This is a genomic window from Nannocystis pusilla (assembly GCF_026626665.1).
GTDB lineage: Bacteria > Myxococcota_A > Polyangia > Nannocystales > Nannocystaceae > Nannocystis > Nannocystis pusilla.
Genome location: NZ_JAPNKE010000002.1, coordinates 1,739,246 through 1,760,256, shown reverse-complemented (window position 1 = coordinate 1,760,256; position 21,011 = coordinate 1,739,246). Strand labels below are relative to the sequence as shown.

The window sequence follows — 21,011 nt, the reverse complement described above, 5'->3', positions numbered from 1 at the left end:
CTTCTGCTCCCATCTCAATTATGGCATCGGGTGCCAAAATGCAACCTGCGACGAAGCGAGGCCGACCTCAGGAGGCGGACCCGCGCCAGATCGCCCGCGTCGCGCTGGGCCTGTTCGAGCGCCACGGGTTCGACCGGGTGACGATGGGCGAGATCGCCGAGGCGGCGTCGGTGAGCCGTCGGACCCTCTTCCGGCTGTTTCCGTCGAAGTCGGACCTGGTGTGGGACGGCCTCGACGAGGTGCGCGACCTCGTGCGCCAGCGGGCCGCCACCCTGGCCCGCGCCGACCTGCGGGTCGCCGGAGTGCTCCGCGAGTTCGCGGAGCCGTTCCTGCGCCGGCTGGACGACCCCGAGGCGGCCGAGCTGGCGCGCAAGCGCCTGCGACTGCTGGCGGCCGCGCCGGCGCTGCTCGACCACCCGCCGCTGCGAGAGATCGAGGCGCTGATCGCGACGACGATGGCAGGCCGCACGCCGTCGGGTGATACGCCGCCCACGCTGGTCGCGCGCACCCTGGTGGCGGCGACGTTCGCCGCGCTGATGTGGTGGGCGGAGCACGGCGAGGGCATGAGCGCGCTCGCGGCGACCCGCGCGGCGCTCGGAGCCCTCGCGCCCACCGACGAGACGTGAAAGCGGGACCGCAACAGCGAGCGCATCGGTTCCACTCCCGCCGAGCTCGCAAGTCGCGCAACGTCACTCGCAATCGCCTTCGTATTCGCCGAACTGTTCTTTTTTATTACCGGATTGGCCAGCTCGCGGCACTACCTGTCCAGTCCATCATGACTCAGTACCTGATCAGCAAATCCCGTAAGCACGGCGGAGTCATCGAATTCGTCACCGCTGGCCGGGTGAGTGACGACGGCAAGCATGTGCTCGACGTCATGCTGTACAAGCGCGAAGACGTGGTCGCGTGGATCCGCCGGGGCTACAACGTCAATACGTCCTTGGTCTACACGGACGAGTATGGCGTCAATCGTTGGCCAAGTAACGCCAAGGTCGAACTGACCCGCGACGGTCGGTACATCACGACCGACCCCAACCACACCACGAGCGACAACCTCGGCACTTTGCCATCCTGCTGACAAAGTGGTCTCGCTCTCACTTCCTCCCAAGGAGTAGCCTGTCGGGCTGTCAACCCATCATGATTCAACGAAAGTACTTCCCGAATGAGCACGAACTCTGCACGTGGAACGCGGTCACGCTCACCAGCCATCGAGTTATCTTCGGCGACCGCACGACAGGGACCTCAACTTCCCTCTTGCTACACTGTCTCAGCGGGACTGAAGTCGTCAAGCGTGATGAGCCGAGCTTGCTGATCCTAGCCGTGGTTGCGCTGGTTGTGGCGGCTTATGCCGACAAGTTTCAGCTCGGCGCTCTCGCAGTAGTTGTCCTAGTTCTTATCTACAGCGCGACGAGGAGGGCGAAACTTGTTATTCGAGGTAACGGCGGTGAAATTGTTCGTACGGTGACGGGGGGCGATGCCGACGCTCGTGCGGCACTCGAGTTCGCTGATCGAATCGACCGCGTCGCGTGTCTGGTGAGCCGTAAACCCGAAGCCGAGCCTCTACTTTCGAGCGAAGCAGCATCGATGCGGCAATAACTCTTTCCGCCTTGGGCGGGCGAGCGAGCTCTGGGCAAATCGACAATGTAGCGACCGGATGGCGGCGCAGGAGTCGCCCGAGTTCCGTCGACGGCCGACAAACCCTCGTCGACCGCGCCCGCGCCGCGAGCCCCGCAGCGCTCACGCCAGTTCGTGGAGCAGCCCCGTCAGGGCCTCGGGGGCCGAGGCGAACGGCGGCGCGAACCCTGCCGCGCCGCCGCGCGCTCGCCCGTCAGTGCTGGTCGAGGCCGCTGACGCCGCCGATCCGGCGCGAATCGGCGGCCCCGTACTGCTGACCGCCGCCCGGGTAGGTGACGATGGCCTGCACCGCCCCGATCGAGCTCGTCGAGTCGAAGTCGTAGCCCATGTTCTGCAAGCTCGAGCGCACCGACGCGCTGAAGCCCGACTCGATCTCCGTGTCTCGCCGAGCTGCTGCCGCTGTCGAGCGAGATCCGCGGCCGCTGCACCGCGGTGCTCAGGGTGAGGTCGTGGTCGACGAGGTTCAGCGTCACCTGCAGGATGGCGTTGATGATCCCGGTGCCGCCGGGCGAGCCGTAGCCCGCCACCAGCTCGTCGCCGAGGAACACCAGGGTCGGCGCGATCGTCGTGCGCGGGCTCTTGCCGCCCTCGACGTCGTTGGCGGCGGGGTTCGCCGCGGTGCCCTGGGGGTCGTCGTTGAAGTTGGGCAGCTGATTGTTCAGCATGAACCCGCGGCCGCGGACCATCAGGCCGGTGCCCCACAGGTCGCTGATCGTGCTGGTGACGCTGACGACGTTGCCGGCCTCGTCGATGACCGTGAAGTGCGTGGTGTCGACGCCCTCGTGCTCCTGGGTCTCCTTCGTACTCGCCGGCTTCTGCTGCGCGGCCGCCAAGGTCGGCGGGCTGCCGGCGGAGAAGCTCGAGCGTCGCTGGCCGGGCGTGATAAGGCCAGCGCGCGTCTGGATGTAGCTGGGCGCGAGCAGACCGGCGACGGGCACCGGGAAGAAGTCGGGATCGCCGAGCCAGCGCGCGCGGTCGGCGAAGGCGGCGCGCATCACCTCCTGCATGACGTTGAGGGTCCCCACCTCGCCGAACTCGTAGTTGCCGGCGCCGATCGAGAAGCCCCAGCGCGCCTCGAGCCGCTCGAGCAGGTCGAGCATCTGCACCAGAAAGACGCCGGACGACGGCGGCGGCGCGGTCACGATGGTATGGCCGTGATAGCTGCCGATGACCGGGGCGTGGACGGGATCGGAGTTGGCCAGGTCCGGATCGAAGACGCCGAGCTGATAGTTCGCCAGGTCGGAGCAGGTCATGCGACCGCGTCCCCGGAGTTGCCGCTGCGGGTCGCGGTCTGGGTCTCGACGATCGCGGCCGCGATCCCCGAAGGATCGGCGCAGCTGTAGAAGGCGGTGGCGCCGCGCGCGACGATGGCCTGCAGGGTCGTCGCCAGCCTGGGCTGCCGCAACAGGGTCCCGGTCGACAAGCTGTTGCCGTTGGGCCGGAACACCCCGCGCGCCTCGGCGTAGTAGCCCTTGTTGAGCGAGTTGGTGCTCGTCTCGAGGCGCAGCTGCGACGACCCGGTGTCGCCGGCCAGCCGCGAGCTGATGTTGAAGCCGTTGGTGGCGGCCGCGATCGCCGGCGCCAGCACTGCGGCGCGCGTCTTGGTGCCGTAGTGCTCGAGCGCGTACAGCATGCCCTTCACCGTGCCCGGCACGCCGACGGCGTAGCCGCTCGAGCCCTTGACCGCCGACGAGACCGAGGTGTCGAACATCCCGATCGTCACGTTCGCCGGCGCGACGTCGCGGAAGTCGATGACGACGGTCTCCCCCGGCGGCGCCCCGGCGAAATGAATCAACATGAAGCCGCCGCCGCCCATGCCCGAGGACTGCGGCTCGACGACGTTGAGCATGAACTGCACCGCGACGGCGGCGTCGACGGCGTTGCCCCCCTGGGCGAGGATGTCGCGGCCGACGTTGGCGGCCAGCGGCTCGGTGGTGGTGACGACCCCGCCGAAAAAGGCGGGCCCGGGCCCGCTCTGATTCACCGACGTGGGTAGCCGGGCGTCGGGCAAGGCGCGGAACTCGAGCTCGTCGTCCCCGGACGCCGCGACCTCTGCCGCTTCCAGACACGCCACCTGACCCATGCAGACCGCGCCCAGCCACGCCCGCGCGCACCATGACATCGTCCCTCGTTGTCGCATCGACATCTGGCCTCCTGGTGAAGCGGAGCCCCGGACGCACGTTCGAGCGTGGTCCGGCGTCGGCTTACCGCGTCGACCGAGAAAGCTAGCGCGTGATGATCGGGGCGTTCACGCGGCGTGTGACGAGCGACGCGACGTCACGGGCTGCCGCGGCCGGGCGATGTCGTTCACGACACACGGCCGGCGTGATCCAAAGCGACCCGCGAGATGACCGGGGGACCGTGATCTCCGCGGCACGGTCCTACTCTTCTCGCAATTGTCGGCGATGTGGTCGCGACTGCCGCGGAGGCGAATCGAACACTCACGATGGGACATGTTCTATCAAACATGTCCCATCGGTCACTCCCGCGACGCGTCCCACCACTTGGACAGCTTGGCGCCGGGTCGCGCGGGCTGGGCCGCGTAGTGCGACACGTCGTTGTAGAGCATCAGGCGGGCGCGCACGACGTCCTTGAACTCGAGGATGTTGAGGCACGCGGGGGCCTGGTCGAGGCGGTCGCGGTAGCCGCGGGCGTCGATGCCGAGGAGGCTCGACAGGACCAGGCGGATGGTCGCCTTGTGCGAGACGACGGCCACGGTCTGGCCGGCGTGCTGCAGCACGATCCGGCGGATGACGGGCAGCGCGCGGGCCATCACCGCGAGGCCCGGCTCGCCGCCCGCGGGCGCGAAGGTGTACGGGTCCTCCTCCCACGCGCCGTACTCCTCGGGGAAGCGCGCCTCGACCTCCGCGCGCGTGAGGCCCTCCCAGCGGCCGTGGTCGATCTCTCGCAGGCCCGTGTCGGCGATCGGCTCGCGCCGACAGGCCGTGGCCACCAGCGTCGCGGTCTCGTACGCGCGGCGCAGCGGGCTCGCGTACACGGCGGCCAGCTCCTGATCGGCGAGTCGCTCGCCGAGGCACCGGGCCTGACGCCGGCCCTCGTCGGACAGGTCGACGTCGGTCGAGCCGGCGAAGCGGTCCTCGGCGGACAGGACGGTGGCGCCGTGACGGATGAGCAAGATCCGGGTGGACATGCTCCCGAGGGTTGCCGGTTCCGCGCGAAGTGCAAGCCGGCCGACGCGGACCTTCGGCCGGACGCGAGCACGAAGCCTGACGCGGCCGGCCGCTCGCGTCACGCGTCGCTCACAGGTCGATGCCGCCGTCGAACTCCTGCGGCTTGGGCACCTTCGCCGCTTTCGGCTCCGGCGCCTGCTTCGGCGCGAGTCGGCTGCGAGCCGGCGGCGGCGGTTCTGCGGGCTTCTCGCCGCGCTCGATCTGCGGCGTCGGGGCCAGCTCGCCCTCGAGCACCGGCCGCAGCGGAGGCTCGAAGTTCGTGGGCACGTTGACCCCGCCCGCGATCGACTGCAGCAGGACCTCGTCGTCGCTCGCCAGCTTCTCGGAGCCCTTCACCGGCCCATGCGGTGTGCAGGCGCTGAGGGCCGCGGCCACCCCGGCCGCCGCGACCGCCTCCGGCAGCCAGCGCCGGCGCAGGCGCGTCACGGGGACCAGCGCGGGCGCGGGTGCGCGCGCCGGCGAGTCGGCGTATTGCAGTTCGCCCTCGGCGTCGCGCCGCAGGGACACGCACACCGAATTGCCGCGATTGGCCGCCAAGAACGCCTCGGCCTCGGCGCGGGGCCAGTTGGCGAGGACGTGAACGTCCTTCTGACAGTGACCACAAAGAATTGGCGCCCGCTGCGGTCGGCTTCGAGGTCGATGGGGCAAGGCCGGGAGATCTTCAGGGTGCGCGTGTCCATCGTCGCCCGCCGAAACGCCGCCCGCAGGCCCGCGGCTTACACCCGTTGTCGGGGCCTGGCGCCCGCAAGTGCGGGCCGCCCGCTCCCGCTCGCTCGCGCCCGACCTCTCGTGTGCCTCATGGGACATGTCGAAAGGGACATGTCCCATGAGACTTACGACGCCCGCTCAATTCGCGCCGGTCTGGCTCGACGGGCGCCGGTCGTCCACCTCGTGGAGGGGGCGCGCGAGGCCGCAGGACAGGTCGCCGGGAGCCCCACCGATGGGCGCCTGGCGTCGCCGGCCATATCGCCGTTTGGTACCCCGCGCGATCTCGTGCCATTGGCAGGCGCTTCGCCATCCCCGACACTCCCGCCGTGCCGGCGCTGCCCCCTGGACCACGCTCGACCTTGCTGACCAGCTTCGCGGTGATGCGCGAGCCCATCGGGGCGATGACGCGGGCCCGCGATCGATACGGCGATCCGTTCACGCTCCCGCTGGCGCACGGTAAATTGGTGTTGACCGCCGATCCGCGGCTCGCCCGCGAGATCTTCGCGATCCAGGACGTCGACCTGTTCGACACCTTCGGCGCCACCACTCTGGTGCCGCTGTTCGGCCAGCACTCGCTGCTCCTGATGGCCGGCGAGCCGCATCGACGCGAGCGCAAGCTGCTGCTGCCGCCCTTCCACGGCGAGCGCATGCGGGCCTTCGGCGACACGATGGCCGAGGCGACGCGGCGGGCGCTCGCCGCCGTCGCGCCGGGGCAGGAGTTCCTCGCGCTCGACCTGGGGCTGCGGATCTCGCTCGAGGTCATCGTCCGCGCGGTCTACGGCGTGGAGGAGCGCGCGCTGGTCGAGCGCCACACGCAGGCCATCGTCGCCATGCTCGACGCGGCCCTGCCGATCTTCATGGCCGCCGAGGCGTTCCAGCGGGCCCCGCTCGGGCTCGGGCCGTGGGCGAAGTTCCTGCGCCGCTCCGACGACGTCGATACCCTCCTCTACGAGCAGATCGATCGCGTCCGCCCGCACGCGAGCGAGCGCGACGACATCCTGTCGATGATGCTGAGCGCGCGCTACGAGGACGGGTCGAGGATGACCGACCGCGACATCCGCGACGAGCTGCGCACCCTCCTGATCGCCGGCCACGAGACCACCGCGACCACCTTCGCCGCCGCGCTCGAGGAGCTGCACCGGCCCGAGAACGCCCACGTCCGCGCGCGACTGCAGGACGAGCTCACGGCCGCCCCCGCGGCCCCCGAGGAGCTCGCCAAGCTGCCGTTCCTCGGCGCGGTGATCGACGAGACGCTGCGCCTGCACCCCGTCGTCGAGATGGTGCTGCGGCGGCTGCGACGGCCGTGGCGCCTCGGCGACTACGAGCTGCCGGCCGGCACCTCGATCGGCGTGGCCCTGCCGCTGGTCCACCAGCGCGCCGATCTCTACCCCGACCCACAGCGCTTCGACCCCCAGCGCATGCTCGATCGCAAGCCCAACGCCTCCGAGTTCGTGCCCTTCGGCGGCGGCATCCGGCGCTGCCTGGGCGCCGCGCTGTCGCTCTACGAGCTGCGGATCGCCCTGGCGGTGCTCTTGCGCGAGGCCACCCTGGCCCTGCGGGAACCACGGCCGGTGCCGATCGTGCGGCGCCGGATCACCCTCGGGCCGCAGACCGGCGTGCGCATGCAACGGATCGCCTGAAGCTCGCCGCGCGAGTTTGCTATCGTCGCGCAATCATGTCCGCGCCTCGTTCCCTCGCAGTCACCGTCCTGCTCGCCGCTTCGGCCTGTCGCTCCGGCGAGACCACCCCGCCGACCTCGCCGTCGCAGGACCAGGCCCCGCCGGTGCTGGTCGGTCCGCTGGAGCGCGCCCAGGTCGAGCGCGAGGTGCCCGGCTGGATCAGCGACGCGGAGATCGACCGCGAGGCCGCGGCGAAGCTGGCGAGCGTGCCGCCCGGGGCCGAGGTGACGGTCATCTTCGGCACCTGGTGCGGCGACTCGCGGCGCGAGGTCCCGCGCCTGTGGCGGGCCCTCGACGCTGCCGGCCCCGACCTCCCCTTCGCGTTGAAGTACGTCGGCCTCGACCGGCAGAAGACCGCCCCCGGGTTCGACAAGGAGGGGCTCGATCTGCGCTACGTCCCGACCGTGATCGTCGTGCGCGACGGTCGTGAGGTCGGCCGGATCGTCGAGAGCGCGCCGAACGGGATCGAGCGCGAGCTGCTCGCGCTGCTCGACGGCAGCAAGTCCGGGCTCGTCACCGGGCGCACCGACCTCGGCCCGTCGTCCTAGACCGACGCGCTCCGCGAGCGCGCGCGCGGCTCGACGGCGGGACCCGGCTCGTCAAGGGACGCACCCCCGCGCGGGCCATCGCGGGCTCGCGCTGGCGTATCCTCGGCGGCGATGCCTGCGTCCGCGAGCGCCGAGCGCGAGTTCATGGCCCGCATCCTCGCCGACCCGGCCGACGACGCGCCGCGGCTGGCCTTCGCCGAGTGGCTGACGCGACGCGGCGACCCGCGCGGCGAGTTCATCCGCCTGCAGGTCTCGCTGGGAACCGGCCCGCTCTTCGCGCAGGACGTCTGGCAGCGAGCGGACGCGCTGCGGCGGCAGCACGAGACCGCGTGGGTCGGAGAGCTCCGCGAGCTCCTCGGCGTCGCCGATAAGCCCGACTACCAGCCCGGCACCTTCCGTCGCGGCTTCGTCGAGGAGCTCTACGTCCCCGCCGACGTGTTCGCCGCGGCCGCCGATCGCCTGCTGGTCCTCGCGCCGCTGCTGCGCGTCGTGAGCTTCGGGCGGCCCATGCGTGGCGGCACCTTCGACGGCGCGCTCGCGCGGGCGCTGGCGGCTCGCCCCGAGCTCGCGGTCCTGCGGCAGATCCGTCTGGCTTACCTGGACCTCGCGGACGAGGCCTTCACCGGCCTGCTCGCCTCGCCGCATCTGCACGCCCCGCTCGCGCTCGACCTCGCCGGCAACGCGCTCGGCCCCGCGTCCGTCGCCGCCTTGCTCGCGGCGCCCTTCACCGCCGAGTACGAGGCCATCGATCTGTGGAAGAACCGCATCGGCGACGACGGGGCCGCGCTGATCGCCGCCTCGCCGCCGCCGCGGCTGCGCAACCTCCGTTTGACGCACAACCGCATCGGCCCGCGCGGCGCGATCGCGCTGGCGAGTTCGCCCCGCCTCGGCAACCTCGAGGCGCTCGACCTGGCTCACGATCCGATCGGCGACGCCGGCGTCCATGCCATCGTCGCCAGCCCGACGCTCCTGGCCCTTCGCAGCCTCGAGCTCTTCGAGGTGGGCCTCACCCTCGACGGTGTGGCGCGACTCGCAGCCGAGCCGTCGCTGGCGCGGATCGAGCACCTCGACCTCGGCGGCAACGGACTCGGCGATCGCGGCCTGGCGAGCCTCGCGGCCTCGCCCCACACGCGCGGGCTCGTGCGACTCGCCGTCGAGGGCTCGTCGATCGGCGACGCCGGCATCGAGGCCCTGGCGCTGGCGCAGGACCTCGCGCGCCTCGAGGCGCTCACGGCCCGTTACAACCGGATCGGCGACGCCGGCGCCCGCGCCCTCGCGGCCTCGACCCGCTTGCCTCGCCTGCAGGACGTCGACCTCGCCTACAACGACATCGTGCACGAGAGCGAGCTCTTCGCCCGCTTCCCCGACGTGAACCTCGTCGGCCAGAGCATGCGCGAGGAGCTGCGCTAGCACCTACGTAGGTCGTCTCGTCGGTCGTCCCGCTACCCGCTCGTCTCGTCGGTCGTCCCGGTGCCGGTCGTCGGCGCCGTCGTGTCCGTCGCGTCCGTCGTCGTCGCGTCCGTCGTCGTCGCGTCCGTCGTCGCGTCCGTCGTCGTCGCGTCCGTCGTCGTCGCGTCCGTGCCGAGCGTCTCCGCATTCGTGTCCGTGTCGGGGACGCCGTATTCGGGCTGCGGGGTGCCGCAGGCTGCCACCGCGAGGGCGGCGGCCAGAGCGACCAGCGGGCCCGTGCGCTCCGCTCGTGACCGCATCGCCCCGCAGTGCGGACAGACCGGATCGGCGACGCGCAGCAGCTCGCTGCACCTGGCGCAGGGGAACAGGTGGGTCTCTGGAACCAGGGCCATGCGCGATCCTTCGCCCGCGCCGCGGACCGTGTCAACGCGCCGGCACTAGCCGTCGCCGACATGCTTGAACAGGCATGTCCGATCGGCCAGCCCTCAACGCCCCGATCGTCGATTCTGAACCGCCGCGAGTGAGCGCTGGCGCGGTCCGTCGGCGACAGCACTGCTGGCTCGCGCGGCCGCGATCGACGACCGCGAAATCCCCGACCCGGTGGCGCGCTCGTGAGGGCCACACCGGGCCCGAGCGATCGCTCTCCGGGGCAGTTCGACGAGCGCGAGCCACCTCGCACGCGTGAGCCCGGGGGCCGTCGACGGGGCCGGAAGGGCGGCCGCTGGGAGGCCGAGGAGTTCCGCGGCTCGAGCTCGCTATCCGGCTCGCGGCCTGTCGGCGGCGTAGAATGGGCGCGTGGTCCTGGCGCTCGCAGGCCTGCTCGTCGCGCTCGCGTCGCCTCCGGCCACGCCGCGCGTCGAGCTGACCTGGCGGGCTCCGGCCCCGTGCCCGAGCGCCGACGACATACACCGGCGCCTGCGCGAGCTCGTGCCTGCACCCCCGCCCGGGCCGGTCGTGCGCGTCGAGGCCGACGCGGCGAGGCGCTCCGGGACCGGCTGGCGCCTGCGGCTGGTGTTGCGCGGGGCCCAGCTCGACGACCGCCGCCTGATCGAGGCCCGCGACTGTCGCAGCCTGGCGGACGTCACGGCCCTGCTGATCGCCCTCGCCGTCGCGCCGGAGGAAGTCGCCACGCGGATCGCCGCGCCTCCCGGCGGCCTGCCCGGCCCACCCACCAACCCGGCGACCGACGCCGCCGGCGCGCCCGGCCTGCCCCCCGGACCGCCGACCCGCGCCGAAGGCCCTACCAGCGGCGCGCCCGGCCTGCCCCCCGGACCGCCGGCCCGCACCGATGCCCCTACCAGCGGCGCGCCCCGCCTGCCCCCCGGACCGCCGACCCGCGCCGGCGCCCCTACCGGCGGCGCGCCCGGCCGTCCCGCCTCCTCATCTCCCGCTTCGACGCGTGCCGACGCTCCTCCCCGAGGCGCGTCCGGTGTGCCCGTCGCCGCGGGCGACGCCTCGACGCGCGCCGACGCTCCTCCCTCTGGCGCGTCCGGTGTGCCCGTCGCTCCGGCCGACGCCTCGGCGCGCGCCGACGCTCCTCCCCGTGGCGCACCCGCTGTGCCCCTCGCCCCGCCCGGCGCCTCGGCGCGCGCCGACGCCCCTCCCGGGGGCGCGCCCGGCCCATCCGCGAACCCGGCGAACGTCTCCGACGCCTCTCCGCCCGGTGGCCCGCGCATCTCCGGAGCCGACGCCGACGCCCCGACGCGCGCCGGCGCCTCTCTTCACAACCCCGGCCTCCCCGGCCCACCGCCGCCGGGCGGTCGCCTCGGCTCTCCCGTCGACGATCCCGCGCTCGACACCCGCGCCCCCGCAGCCCTCGCGCCGCGTACCCCGGTGCGGGCGGCGGTCAGGCTCGCGGGCGGCGGCGAATTGGCGGCATTCCGGCCTTCAGCCCGGCCGCCGGCCTCGCCCTCGGCCTGTTGCGCGGCCCCTGGCGGGTCGAGCTCGCCGGCACCTACGCCGCGCGGGCCCTCGCCTACCCCGAACCCGCGGAGGTCGGCGCGCGCGTGCGGCTCGCGACCGGGGCCGTGCGCGGCTGCGGCGTCCCGCGCTGGCGGCGGCTGGAGTTCCCGATCTGCGCCGGCCTCGAGCTCGGGTACCTGCACGCCGTCGCCCGCGGCGTCGCCGATCCGCGACCCGCCGGCGACCTGTGGATCGCCGCCCAGCTCAGCCCCGGCCTCGCCTGGGCCCCCACGCGCGTCCTCGCCCTCACCCTCGGCCTCGACGTCCTCGTCGCCCTGCGGCGCCCCGGCTTCCACGTCGCCGGCCTCGGCGAGCTCGCGCGGTCCCAGCCCGTCGGCCTGCGGCCCATGCTCGGCATCGAAGCCCGATTCCCGTGATGGCCGCGCTGGCATGCGGGCACCCAGGAGCACCGTGAGCGGCCCTTCCTTCCCCGAGCTCTACCAGGACCACTTCGAGTACGCCTGGGCCTGCCTGCGCCGCCTCGGCGTCCCGCCCGAGGCTCAGGAAGACGCGCTGCAGGACCTGTTCCTCGTCGTGCATCGCCGCCTGCCCGAGTTCGCCGGCCGCTCGACCCTCAAGACCTGGATCTTCGGCGTCGCCCGGCGGGTCGCCGCGCGTCACCGGCGGACCGAGGCCCGGCGGCTGCGCCGGCACGCCCGCCTCGCCGCCGCCTCCGCCACCGACCCGGCCTTCGCCGACGACGACGAGCTCGCGCGCCGCGAGGCTCGCCGCCGGCTCGCCGAATTCCTCGACGGCCTCGACGACGATCGTCGCGCCGTGTTCGTGCTGCATTTATATGAAGAGATGTCGGCGCCGGAGATTGCGCAGACGCTCGGCGTCAATGTCAACACCGTGTATTCGCGGATCCGCCTGGTCCGCGAGCAGTTCGAGCGCACCTTCGCCGCCGCGGCTCCGACCGCGCTGCGCGTCGCCAAGGCCCCCGAACCTCCGCCGCCCGGCGCCCAGGCGCGCGTCTGGGCCGGCCTGTTGCTCGTCCTCGGCACCGGCGCCGCCGCGGCGGCCCCGAGCGCCGCGCTCGCCCAGAGCGCCGCCGCGGCCGGCCACCAAGCCATCGCCCAGAGCGCCGCCGTGGCCGGCCATCAAGCCATCGCCTGGGCGCTCGGCCTCGCGGTGGCCGGCACCCTCGTGATCGTCGCGGCGCCGCGGCGCGACGAATCACCTTCGATCGCCGCGACCTCCGAGCGACGCGCGGCCGCCTCCGTTCACGCCAACGACAATCCCTCCTCCACCGAGCCCGCCGAGCCCGCGTCCGCCCAGCCCGACGACCACATCGAGCCAGCCCCGCTCCTCGGTGTCACCGAGCTTGCCGGGCCCGGATCAGGCCAGGACCAAGCCCCACCCGACGGCCCGACCGAGCCCACGCGCGCCGACCCGCTCGCCCGCGAGGCCGCGCTGATCGCCGGCGTGCGGGCCGCGATCGAGGCCGGCCGCACCGACGACGCGCTCACCGGCTTGCGCCGCCACCAGCGCGAATTCCCGGCCGGCGTCTTGCTGCGCGAGCGGCTCGGCCTGCGGGCCATCGCCCTGTGTCGCTCCGAGCGCGCGGCCGAGGGTCGGCGCGAGGCCGAGGCCTTCGTGCGCGCGCATCCGGACAGCGCGCTCGCGGCCCGCGTGCGCCTGGACTGCGGCCTCTCCGCGCAGGCAGACCCGCAAAAAAATCATCGACCCCGTGATGGGCCTTCGCCGACCCGGGCACTCAGGGCCAACGAGCATTCACCATGCACTTCCGAGCTCTTCTCCTGCCTTACCTCGCCCTCTCCACCCTCGTCTTCGGCTGCACCCCCGACTCCAAGAACATCGGCGACACCCTCGAGACCGACAGCGACGCGACCGCCGCCACGGGTGACGAGACCGAAGGCCAGTCCAGCACCGACGGCGTCACCCCGAGCACCTCGGCCCCCGGCACCACCGGCGACGACCCCAGCGCCAGCGACCCCTCCGTCAGCGGCACCAGCGGCGTCGGCACCACCGGCGACGACCCCAGCGCCAGCGACCCCTCCGTCAGCGGCACCAGCGGCCCCGACACCGAGACCACCGGCGGCAGCACCGGCTTCGACCGCTTCACCCTTTACACGGCCGCCGGCCCGTGCCCGCCGCGGGCGGACTGCGACGGGTTCGTCGAGCTGACGGGGACCGGCATCTTGCGCGTCGAGAAGTTCGGCGACGTCGGCAACCCGGTGCTCGAGGTCGAGATCGAGGCGACGGACTTCGCGCAGGCGCTGGAGGTGTTCGCCGATCCCGCCCTCCTCGAGGTGCTCGACAGCCCCGATCCGCTGTGCGACCCGCCGACCGACATCCTCGAGCAGATGGAGGTCGTGGTCAACGGGACGCTCCACGACGCCGCGACCACGACGTGCTCGCAAGTGCCGCTGCAGGCCGCCCGCAAGGTCGCCGAAGAGCTCCGCCTCAAGTACGCGCCCTGATCCCGCGGCAAGATCATCGCCATCGGCGGACCCGCGACCGCACGCCCGCCGCGACGCTCGCCTTCCGCGGTCGCGGCGGCGGCGCTGCAGCGTCCGCCGCTCCATCGTCTCGCTCACGCCTGCCGCAGCGCTCGTGCTCCGCGCCGCGCTGCGGTCTTCACCCTCGGTCGCGCGCACGTCCGTCATGCCGCCACGGCGCTCGTGCGCGCAGCGCTGTGACGACGCAGCAGCGGCGTCGTCCGTCGCCCTCGACCTGATCAAGCCCGCCGCAGCTCTCGCACGCCGCGGCCGGTGCGGCGGCGCAGCAGCGTCCGCAGCGTCGTCGCCTCGCTGTAGCCCACCTCGGCCGCGATCGCGTCGAGCGACGCGTCGGTGGTTTGCAGCCGGTGGACCGCGTGGGCCACTCGCAGGTCCTGCACGAACGACAGCGGCGACTTGCCGAGCACCGCGCGCACCCGTCGCTCGAGCGTGCGCTCCGTCGCCCCGACGGCCCGCGCCGCCGCGCTCATCGTGAAGCCCGCGAGGTGACCGCGGGCCCACTCCTCGAAGCGGGCCACCAGCGGGTCCGCGTGGGCCAGGTGGTCGGGCATCACGAACGGCGCCTGGGACGGGCGCGCGTCGTACAGCAGATGATTCGCCACCGTGCGCGCCAGCGTCGGGCTGCGGCGACGGACCAGCCACAGCGCCAGGTCGAGGTGCGCCAGCGCCGAGCCGGCGGTCACCACGTTGTCGGATTCGACCACCATCTGCGCCTCGTCGAGCGCGACCGCGGGGAAGCGCGCGCGGAAGAACGGCGCCAGCCACCACGTCGTGGTCGCGCGGCGGCCCGCGAGCAGGCCGGCGTCGCCGAGCACGAAGGTCGCGGTGCAGGCCGCGGTCACCCGCGCACCCCCGGCCGCCGCGGCCTGCAGCTGCGCCGTCGCGTCGACCACGTCGCGCCGCGCCAGCGCCAGCGCCAGCGCGTCCGGCGTCTTGGCCCCGAGCGCCGGCACGACGATGACGTCGGCCGCGCCCGCGGCCGCGGGACCACCGGCACCGCGAAGCCGAGGTGCGTCCGGACCCGCCGCCGCACCCCGACCACCGCCACGCGCGCGCTGCTCCGGCGCGCTGGCCAGCGCGTTGGCGGTGTCGAGCGTGTCGAGCACCAGAGCGAGCCCCGCGTCGAACACCCCGTCGAGGACGAGCACCTGCACATGCATGGCGGAAACGATACCATCATTGTCGGTTCCGACAATAGCGGGTGACGGCCCCGATCGTTATGGTGTCGACCGTGACCGGGCGTCACGCACAAAGGAGAACACCCATGGTGAAGGTCGGACTGTTGGCTCGCATCGTCGCAAAACCTGGCAAGGAAGAGGAGGTCGCCGCGTTCCTCGCCGGCGCGCTGCCGCTGGCGCAGCGCGAGGAGGCCACCACCGTGTGGTTCGCCATCCGCCTCGGCCCGCAGGAGTTCGGCATCTTCGACGCCTTCGCCGACGACGCCGGCCGCCGCGCCCACCTCGAGGGCTCGATCGCCGCGGCCCTGATGGCCCGCGCCGGCGAGCTGCTCGCCGAGCCGCCGCGGATCGACAACGTCGACGTGCTCGCGGCCAATTGCACGGCTGACAGCGCCAGGTCGGTCGCTCACGCCGCGCGCTGCCGCAGCGGGCATGCGCGCGGCGGTCGAATGCGCGAAACTCGAGGCTGGAGCTCCGATGATTCTCATCACTCACGCGTACGTGCCCGGGCCCGTGGAGTCGATGCGAGAGCCGGCCGCGGAGCCGCCGCAACCACCTCGCGGGGCCCGAGCGCTGGCGCTCGAAGGTGTACGGCTCGGACACCGCGCGGGTGCTGGGGCTGACACTGCTGCCGACGTCGATCTCGCAGGACATCGATGCCGAGCGCGATAAGCTCACGTGCTCGAGCGCGAGGTCAAGCTGCTGCTCGGCAACACCGGGCGCTGGCCGGCGCTCGGGCTCGACGAGCTGCGCTGGCGATGATGACCACCGAGGGTGGCACGACAACAGAAGGCTCCCTCGAGTTCATCGACAACACCTGGCGCCGACGCTCCGCCCGGGCGGCACCGTGGTGATGCGCGACTTCGAGCCCGACAGCTCCCGGAGCGCTTCGCGTCCTGGTCGACAGCGACGACGGTCGATGACGATCCTGACGCGAGACCAGCGAATGCTGCGTCTCGCGCCAGCGTGCGCGGCCTGTAGATCGACGCGGAAGTCGGAGCGCACGCGGGAGCTGACGGCGCCACCCCTATTCTTCGCTCTTGACGTAAGCCTCGTACGCCCTGGCGTCCATCAGCGAATTGAGCTCCGACGCGTCCCTCGGCGTGATCTCGACGAACCAGCCATCGCCGTACGGATCGGTATTGACGAGCTCCGGCTCGTCGCAAACATCCTCGTTCAACGCCACGGTCGTGCCACTGGCCGGCATGAAGAGGTCCTGGACGGTCTTCACGCTCTCGACGAGGCCGAACGCGTCGCCGGTCGCAAACGCCTTTCCCGTCTCCGGCAACTTGACGAACACGACGTCGCTGAGCTGCGCCGCGAAGAAGCTCGTGAGGCCGACGCGCCAGCGAGCGCCGGTGACGCGAACCCAAATGTGATCCTTGGTGTAGCGGAGGTCGGTCGGGTAGTCGGACATGGAGTATCCCGGCACGGACAGTACCATGACGAAAGCCCACGGCGTGGAGCCCTACCGCGCGGACGACCTCGTACGGGGCGGTCTTGCTCATCGCTCCCCGTCGGGGACGTGGCCACGACTGGCGCGATGATGGCCGCCCGGCCCCGGCGAGACGAGCGAGCCGTCCGCGCTCGTCCCCGCACCGAAGATGCGCACTCGCGCGTCCGTTCACGGTCCGAGCATTGCCGGCATTCGCAGCAGCCGTTGCCCGCTCACGAATCACCGCGCCACGACTCGCATGATTCGCCGCGACTCGTCGCACGAGCGAGCGCAGACCGATCCGCGGCGCCCATCGCCAAGGCGTGCGTCCGTCCGCCGCCCTCGCTCGACATCGACGCGACGCGCAGCGATACCGCCTGCGCCGCTGTCCCGCGCGTCCGCTCGGCCCCCGCGTTTACCCGAGCGGCACCACCTCGAGCGCCCCCATGCGCCGCTCTCCCGCGTCCGCTCGGCCCCCGCGTTTACCCGAGCGGCACCACCTCGAGCGCCCCCATGCGCCGCTCTCCCGCGCCCGCGAGGTACCCGCGTTTACCCGAGCGGCACCACCTCGAGCGCCCCCACCCCGATCCGCAGCAGCCGCGTCCCGGGTCGGCGCTCGATCAGCCCCGCCGCGTCGGCCACGCCGGCGCGGGCCAGCTGCGCGCGCGCGGTGGATCGCCACGCCGAGGTGATCCTCCTTGATCCGCAGCATCGCCAGCAGCTCGTCCTGCCGCACCCAGCCCTGCTCGGCCGGCGTCATCCCGGCCTCGGCGTCTTCCAGGCGCTGGCGCGCGAGCAGCAGCAGCGGATAGTGGTGCGCGCGCACTTGCAGGTCGACGCGACGCTCGCCGCAAGAGGCCACCAGCTCGACCTGCTCCTCGTCGCGGCTGACCGCGAAGCGCAGGCGCAGCTGCGCGACCACCAGCGGCGACGCGCCGTCCTCCCACGTCCCCGCCGCCCCCGCGGGCAGGTGTACTCGCCACAGCCCGTCGGCATCGACCACCGCGCGATCCTCGACCTCGCGCGCGGTGCCGTCCTGCTCGAGCCACCAGCGGCCGTCGCCTTCCTGGTAGATCGCCGCGCACGGCTCCTCGTCGTGCGGCAGGGCCAGATAGCCGCCCTCCGCGACCCGCCGCTCTCCGTCGGCCAGGGCCACCGCCAGGGCTCGCGGGGCGCCCGCGTCGACCAGCTGCCACGGCCCCGACTCGCGGCCGAACTGCAGCGTCGCCCCGACCGCCAGCGGCGCCCGTCCCCCCGGCGCCAGCCGCACCTCGCCGACGTACGAGCCGTTGCGGCTGCCGAGGTCGCGCAGCACCCACTGCGTCCCCGACCACTGCAGCACCGCGTGCTCGCCCGACACGTCGCGCGCGGCGAGCACCAGATCGCAGCCGCGCGAGCGCCCGACGAGGCAGCGCTCCGGCAGCTCGACGTCCCCCTCGGGCCCGCGCAGAACACCCATCAGCCGCCTCTCCCCCGTCGCACGCGCCCGCGAGGCTAGCACGGCCTCGCCCGGCCGTCGCCGGCGCCGTCTGCACGCCGGGCTCACGCGCGCGTGAGACGCACGCTCGGCGCTGCGCTCGATCGGGGCGAGCGCGAGCGACCGCACGCGCATATGTCCGCAAGAACATGTCGCCGTCGACATCCTCACGCCGGCCGCGCTCCCCGCACGCCGGCGAGCGCGCCGACAAGATGTCCCGAAGAACATGCCCTTTTAGACATATCCATCGGGACATCCTCCGCGGCCGCGCCTCGGCGCATCACCGCCACGTCGCCGGGCTCGCCCCAGTACACGCCCCACCAGCGGTCGAAGTTGTACCAGGCGCCGCTGCGCGGCTCGTAGTAGATGCGCTCGCTGGTGCCGTCGCCGTCGGTGTCGGCCAGGCGCGGGATGTCGCCGCGACCACTGCGTCCCGCCGACCTGCGCCTGGCGGAACACCGCCGGCGAGGCGAGGCCGTCGCCGTCGTGATCCATCGGCACGGGGATGTCGCCGATGACGCCCCAGGACAGGCTGTACGACGGCGCGTCCCACGGCCGGACGTGCCAGCTGCCGTCGGACGGGCGGAACACCACGAGCTCGGCCCGCCCGTCGCCGGTCATGTTGGCGGGCACCGGGATGTCGCCCGGCAGGCCCCACGCGTACGACGCCGTCTGACCTGTCCCCGAGAACAGGATGTACCAGGTCCCGTCGCTCGGCCGCCACACCGCGTAGTCGTCCTTGCCGTCGCCGTCGAAGTCGGTGTCGCGCATCTGCACGTGGCGCGCGGTGAGGTGCGAGGTCTGCCGGCGCAGGTCCGGCCGCGGGCGTCGAGAGCAGGGCGATGCGAGAGAAGAGCGGAGAAAGAAGAGGACGACTCATGACAGGTGAAGGCTTTCCGGGCGCCCCGACGCCGTCGCTCGACGGCCGCCCGCCCTCGTTCGCATGCGGCGCGAGAGCGTCCAATACTGCGCTCTGGCGGCGCCGTCCTCGCCGACGGCACGACGAGCAACTACGACGCGGCGTTGGCGATCCACAGCGATCGTCGGGCTCGCAACGGATGCGTCCCGCTGCGTCGACGACACCGATGAGAGGCGCGCTCCCGCGCTCGCCGCGACGGTTCGACGCCCCGGGAGTCCCGGACCTCGCCGATGACTGGCTCGAATTTCGGTGACGGACTCACGCCATTTCCCTACAGGCTGCGGCGGCGTCTCTCGGCCGAAGCGCCGCGCCCGGGCCTCTATCCGCAGATCCACGCCGAGGACCTGCGCATTCCTTCAGCCACTCCTCCATTCGGAGAATGGGATCCTTGCTCGTACAAAAACACCATCTACGATAACTCTGTTCCCGTTACAGGCCCGCTACACCGGTTGCTGTATTGTCAGACTTTCGATATCCCGGAGTGATGGACGACCCTGCGCCTGCAACCCCGGCCCGTCCGTGCCGTGAATCGCTGCACGCCCTGCTGTGCGACACCCTGAGCCCGGAAGAGCTGCGAATGCTCGCGCGTGCGATCGGCGACGAAGGCGGCGACGACAGCATCGTCCATTCGCTCGGCCCCTGGAGCGTGAGCGACCTCGCGAGCGAGCTCATCACGTTGGTCAACCGCCGCGGGCTGCAATACGAGCTGTTCATGGGCCTGTCGCGGCTGCGCCCGCGACAGTTCCCCCGCATCGCCCGCGTCGCGCACAGATTCGACCTGGAGCTGTCGCCTCCGCCTCCGTCTCCGCCCCGCATCGCCTCCGCGCCGCGGTCGCACGAAGGCATCCTCGAGAGGTCGGTCGCTCGACCGTCCGAGTCCACTCGGCTGTTCGTGGCCGCGTTGCTGGCGATCGGCCTCGGCGTGATGGCGCTCGGCGCCGGCTCTCTCGTCACGGCCCTCGCCCGTGCGCGGGGACCCGTCGCAAAACCGCCTCCCGAGCCCCCGCCGTCGCAGTCGGGCAGCCGTTCGAGCGGGCCGGAGCTGCTCGGGCCCACGCCCGCCGAGCCCCCGAGCGAGCGCGGGTCGGAGCCTGCGTGCGCTCGCCCGAGCATTCACGAAATACCGCCGCAAGAGCGCCTCGAGCTCCTGATCGTGTCGACGCAACGCCCGAAGAACACGGCGTGGATCACCTTCTCTGCCGACCTGGACAGCGGAGAGGCCGCCCGTCACATCCTCACCCACCACTTCCTGCGCAGCGACGAACCGCTCATCCCGCTGCTGGCGGGCAACCGGCTGAAGCTGTGCGTCCTCGATGGGTGTGCCGGCCCCGGCACGCCGATCTCGGCGCTCTTCCGCGGCGCCGACCCTGCGCACACCCGGCCGTCAGTCGCCCCGAACACCGAGGCGAAGTTCGGCCTCCGCAAGGAGCTCGCCGACCCGCCGCGGCCGGCCGCCAGGGCGGACGCCTCCGGCCCCGACGACAAGAGATCACTCGGTGCGGGCAGCCCGACCGTCGGGTTCGTCCTCCTCGACGATCTGTACCTCTTCTACTCCGAAGAACCTCGCTCCGCGCTCGCCTGCACGGACTGGGATCTCCCATGCGCGCGCACCGTCGCCTTGCCCGAACCCACGGGTCGCCGCGAATTCACCCTCTCGATCCATTTCCGCCTCGACGCGGCCGAGCCGCGGTCCCTCTCCGCGCCCGTCGATCCCTACTCCGACGATTGCTGGTGGCGAGACGAACAACCCCTCCTCGCCGACGCGAGCGGCGCGTGCGGCGAGGCGCCTCGCTTCGCCCTGCTCCTCCGCGACGACGGCGGGCTGCGCTGGCTGATCGAAGACGGAGCGGATGTGGGACCGGGTCGCGCCTGGTCCATCGACGCTCCTGCGTCGGATCCTCGCGGCGTGCTCGACGCGAACTGGCACCACGTCACCCTCGTCCGCCGATTCGCCGGAGACGGCGATGCGTCGCTCGAGCTGTGGCTCGACGGCGCGCTCCAGGGCGTCGAGACCTCGAACTCGCGCGACGATCTCGCCGACCTCTGGCTCGCGCCGGGTGGAGCGCTGCGAGCGCCCTGGCACTGGACCCTCAAAGGCGACCTCGGCCTGATGCACCTGTGGGACTACGCGCTACCGGAGGCGGATCTCGCCACGCTGAGCCCACCCTCGCGCTCCGACCCTGCACCGCGGCCTCAGCTCGTCGACGCTCCATCGTGACGCGAACCGGCGTCCCATCACCGGCACGCGCCGCTCGCTCGATCCGCAGCGCGAACGACACCGACAGCGGCACCCACATCAACCCCATCACGATGACCCCCGGCACCGCCCGCATCCCACCTGCGCGGAGGATCACGACCTCGTAGATCGCCGCGAACAGCCATACCC

18 protein-coding genes and 3 pseudogenes are annotated in these 21,011 nt (G+C 72.5%); 11 read left to right on the top strand and 10 right to left on the bottom strand.

Translation table 11 applies throughout. The annotated features are described in order from the left end of the window. Nucleotides 1-38: 38 nt before the first annotated feature. The 3 genes from OV079_RS07785 to OV079_RS07775 all read left to right on the top strand — a co-directional run bounded on the left by OV079_RS07785 (nt 39) and on the right by OV079_RS07775 (nt 1,596). Nucleotides 39-626 (top strand): TetR family transcriptional regulator, encoded by a 588-nt coding sequence (locus OV079_RS07785; RefSeq protein WP_267767153.1) that lies wholly within the window; start codon nt 39-41, stop codon nt 624-626. Between the two features lie 149 nt (nt 627-775). Then, a complete protein-coding gene (locus OV079_RS07780; RefSeq protein WP_267767152.1) occupies nt 776-1,078 on the top strand; it encodes a DUF3892 domain-containing protein in 303 nt (100 codons plus the stop codon). A gap of 59 nt (nt 1,079-1,137) precedes the next feature. Continuing rightward, nucleotides 1,138-1,596, top strand: coding sequence for a hypothetical protein (locus OV079_RS07775; protein WP_267767150.1), 459 nt, complete (start codon nt 1,138-1,140; stop codon nt 1,594-1,596). 167 nt (nt 1,597-1,763) lie between these two features. Here OV079_RS07775 and OV079_RS07770 read toward each other — a convergent pair whose 3' ends face one another. The 4 genes from OV079_RS07770 to OV079_RS07755 form a co-directional block, all read right to left on the bottom strand. Further along, a complete protein-coding gene (locus tag OV079_RS07770; RefSeq protein ID WP_267767149.1) occupies nt 1,764-2,888 on the bottom strand; it encodes a gamma-glutamyltransferase in 1,125 nt (374 codons plus the stop codon). Beyond that, the gene (locus tag OV079_RS07765) at nt 2,885-3,709 is read right to left on the bottom strand and encodes a gamma-glutamyltransferase (protein WP_267767148.1); all 825 of its coding nucleotides are present in this window, start codon (nt 3,707-3,709) and stop codon (nt 2,885-2,887) included. The genes OV079_RS07770 and OV079_RS07765 overlap by 4 nt, the downstream gene beginning before the upstream one ends. Nucleotides 3,710-4,114: 405 nt before the next feature. Next, nucleotides 4,115-4,786, bottom strand: coding sequence for a histidine phosphatase family protein (locus tag OV079_RS07760; RefSeq protein ID WP_267767147.1), 672 nt, complete (start codon nt 4,784-4,786; stop codon nt 4,115-4,117). 109 nt (nt 4,787-4,895) lie between these two features. Then, nucleotides 4,896-5,363 (bottom strand): hypothetical protein, encoded by a 468-nt coding sequence (locus OV079_RS07755; RefSeq protein ID WP_267767146.1) that lies wholly within the window; start codon nt 5,361-5,363, stop codon nt 4,896-4,898. A gap of 497 nt (nt 5,364-5,860) precedes the next feature. Here OV079_RS07755 and OV079_RS07750 point away from each other — a divergent pair, with 497 nt between their 5' ends. The 3 genes from OV079_RS07750 to OV079_RS07740 all read left to right on the top strand — a co-directional run bounded on the left by OV079_RS07750 (nt 5,861) and on the right by OV079_RS07740 (nt 9,171). Next, complete coding sequence (locus tag OV079_RS07750; RefSeq protein WP_267767145.1) at nt 5,861-7,174, top strand: cytochrome P450; 1,314 nt, start codon at nt 5,861-5,863, stop codon at nt 7,172-7,174. A 35-nt stretch (nt 7,175-7,209) separates the two neighbouring features. Beyond that, nucleotides 7,210-7,761 carry a TlpA family protein disulfide reductase gene (locus OV079_RS07745; RefSeq protein ID WP_267767144.1) on the top strand — a complete coding sequence of 184 codons (552 nt, stop codon included), beginning with the start codon at nt 7,210-7,212 and terminating at the stop codon, nt 7,759-7,761. A gap of 111 nt (nt 7,762-7,872) precedes the next feature. Then, nucleotides 7,873-9,171, top strand: a complete 1,299-nt coding sequence (locus OV079_RS07740; protein ID WP_267767143.1) for a TIGR02996 domain-containing protein — start codon at nt 7,873-7,875, stop codon at nt 9,169-9,171. A 32-nt stretch (nt 9,172-9,203) separates the two neighbouring features. Here OV079_RS07740 and OV079_RS07735 read toward each other — a convergent pair whose 3' ends face one another. Beyond that, complete coding sequence (locus OV079_RS07735) at nt 9,204-9,563, bottom strand: hypothetical protein (RefSeq protein ID WP_267767142.1); 360 nt, start codon at nt 9,561-9,563, stop codon at nt 9,204-9,206. A 1,527-nt stretch (nt 9,564-11,090) separates the two neighbouring features. On the opposite strand from OV079_RS07735, the gene OV079_RS07730 reads away from it, so the two are divergent. Next, a complete protein-coding gene (locus OV079_RS07730) occupies nt 11,091-11,510 on the top strand; it encodes a hypothetical protein (RefSeq protein ID WP_267767141.1) in 420 nt (139 codons plus the stop codon). Nucleotides 11,511-11,523: 13 nt separating this feature from the next. After that, nucleotides 11,524-12,006 (top strand): annotated as a pseudogene (locus OV079_RS57410) (RNA polymerase sigma factor); the annotation flags it as partial. Nucleotides 12,007-12,471: 465 nt separating this feature from the next. Here the strand turns inward: OV079_RS57410 and OV079_RS07725 are convergent. After that, complete coding sequence (locus OV079_RS07725; protein WP_267767140.1) at nt 12,472-12,807, bottom strand: hypothetical protein; 336 nt, start codon at nt 12,805-12,807, stop codon at nt 12,472-12,474. Between the two features lie 65 nt (nt 12,808-12,872). Here OV079_RS07725 and OV079_RS07720 point away from each other — a divergent pair, with 65 nt between their 5' ends. Further along, entirely contained in the window at nt 12,873-13,577 is a 705-nt protein-coding gene (locus OV079_RS07720) for a hypothetical protein (RefSeq protein ID WP_267767139.1), read from the top strand. Nucleotides 13,578-13,834: 257 nt separating this feature from the next. On the opposite strand, the pseudogene OV079_RS07715 reads toward OV079_RS07720, so the two are convergent. After that, nucleotides 13,835-14,776 (bottom strand): annotated as a pseudogene (locus OV079_RS07715) (helix-turn-helix domain-containing protein). A 104-nt stretch (nt 14,777-14,880) separates the two neighbouring features. On the opposite strand from OV079_RS07715, the pseudogene OV079_RS57405 reads away from it, so the two are divergent. After that, nucleotides 14,881-15,180 (top strand): annotated as a pseudogene (locus OV079_RS57405) (putative quinol monooxygenase); the annotation flags it as partial. Between the two features lie 641 nt (nt 15,181-15,821). Here OV079_RS57405 and gcvH read toward each other — a convergent pair. From gcvH to OV079_RS07695, 3 genes are all read right to left on the bottom strand, one after another. Next, entirely contained in the window at nt 15,822-16,226 is a 405-nt protein-coding gene (gene gcvH / locus OV079_RS07705; protein ID WP_267767136.1) for a glycine cleavage system protein GcvH, read from the bottom strand. Between the two features lie 418 nt (nt 16,227-16,644). Further along, entirely contained in the window at nt 16,645-17,688 is a 1,044-nt protein-coding gene (locus OV079_RS07700) for an FHA domain-containing protein (RefSeq protein ID WP_267767135.1), read from the bottom strand. Nucleotides 17,689-17,940: 252 nt separating this feature from the next. Then, on the bottom strand, nt 17,941-18,477 hold the full coding sequence (locus OV079_RS07695) for an FG-GAP repeat domain-containing protein (protein ID WP_338089057.1): 537 nt from the start codon (nt 18,475-18,477) through the stop codon (nt 17,941-17,943). A 632-nt stretch (nt 18,478-19,109) separates the two neighbouring features. On the opposite strand from OV079_RS07695, the gene OV079_RS07690 reads away from it, so the two are divergent. Next, nucleotides 19,110-20,843, top strand: a complete 1,734-nt coding sequence (locus tag OV079_RS07690; RefSeq protein ID WP_267767133.1) for a LamG domain-containing protein — start codon at nt 19,110-19,112, stop codon at nt 20,841-20,843. Nucleotides 20,844-21,011: the final 168 nt, after the last annotated feature.

Bases quoted from the DNA above. Each gene is read 5' to 3' on its own strand.
- OV079_RS07785 (WP_267767153.1), top strand. From the start codon at position 39: ATGCAACCTGCGACGAAGCGAGGCCGACCTCAGGAGGCGGACCCGCGC.
- OV079_RS07780 (WP_267767152.1), top strand. From the start codon at position 776: ATGACTCAGTACCTGATCAGCAAATCCCGTAAGCACGGCGGAGTCATC.
- OV079_RS07775 (WP_267767150.1), top strand. From the start codon at position 1,138: ATGATTCAACGAAAGTACTTCCCGAATGAGCACGAACTCTGCACGTGG.
- OV079_RS07770 (WP_267767149.1), bottom strand. From the start codon at position 2,888: ATGACCTGCTCCGACCTGGCGAACTATCAGCTCGGCGTCTTCGATCCG.
- OV079_RS07760 (WP_267767147.1), bottom strand. From the start codon at position 4,786: ATGTCCACCCGGATCTTGCTCATCCGTCACGGCGCCACCGTCCTGTCC.
- OV079_RS07745 (WP_267767144.1), top strand. From the start codon at position 7,210: ATGTCCGCGCCTCGTTCCCTCGCAGTCACCGTCCTGCTCGCCGCTTCG.
- OV079_RS07740 (WP_267767143.1), top strand. From the start codon at position 7,873: ATGCCTGCGTCCGCGAGCGCCGAGCGCGAGTTCATGGCCCGCATCCTC.
- OV079_RS07735 (WP_267767142.1), bottom strand. From the start codon at position 9,563: ATGGCCCTGGTTCCAGAGACCCACCTGTTCCCCTGCGCCAGGTGCAGC.
- OV079_RS07720 (WP_267767139.1), top strand. From the start codon at position 12,873: ATGCACTTCCGAGCTCTTCTCCTGCCTTACCTCGCCCTCTCCACCCTC.
- OV079_RS07700 (WP_267767135.1), bottom strand. From the start codon at position 17,688: ATGGGTGTTCTGCGCGGGCCCGAGGGGGACGTCGAGCTGCCGGAGCGC.
- OV079_RS07695 (WP_338089057.1), bottom strand. From the start codon at position 18,477: ATGCGCGACACCGACTTCGACGGCGACGGCAAGGACGACTACGCGGTG.
- OV079_RS07690 (WP_267767133.1), top strand. From the start codon at position 19,110: ATGGACGACCCTGCGCCTGCAACCCCGGCCCGTCCGTGCCGTGAATCG.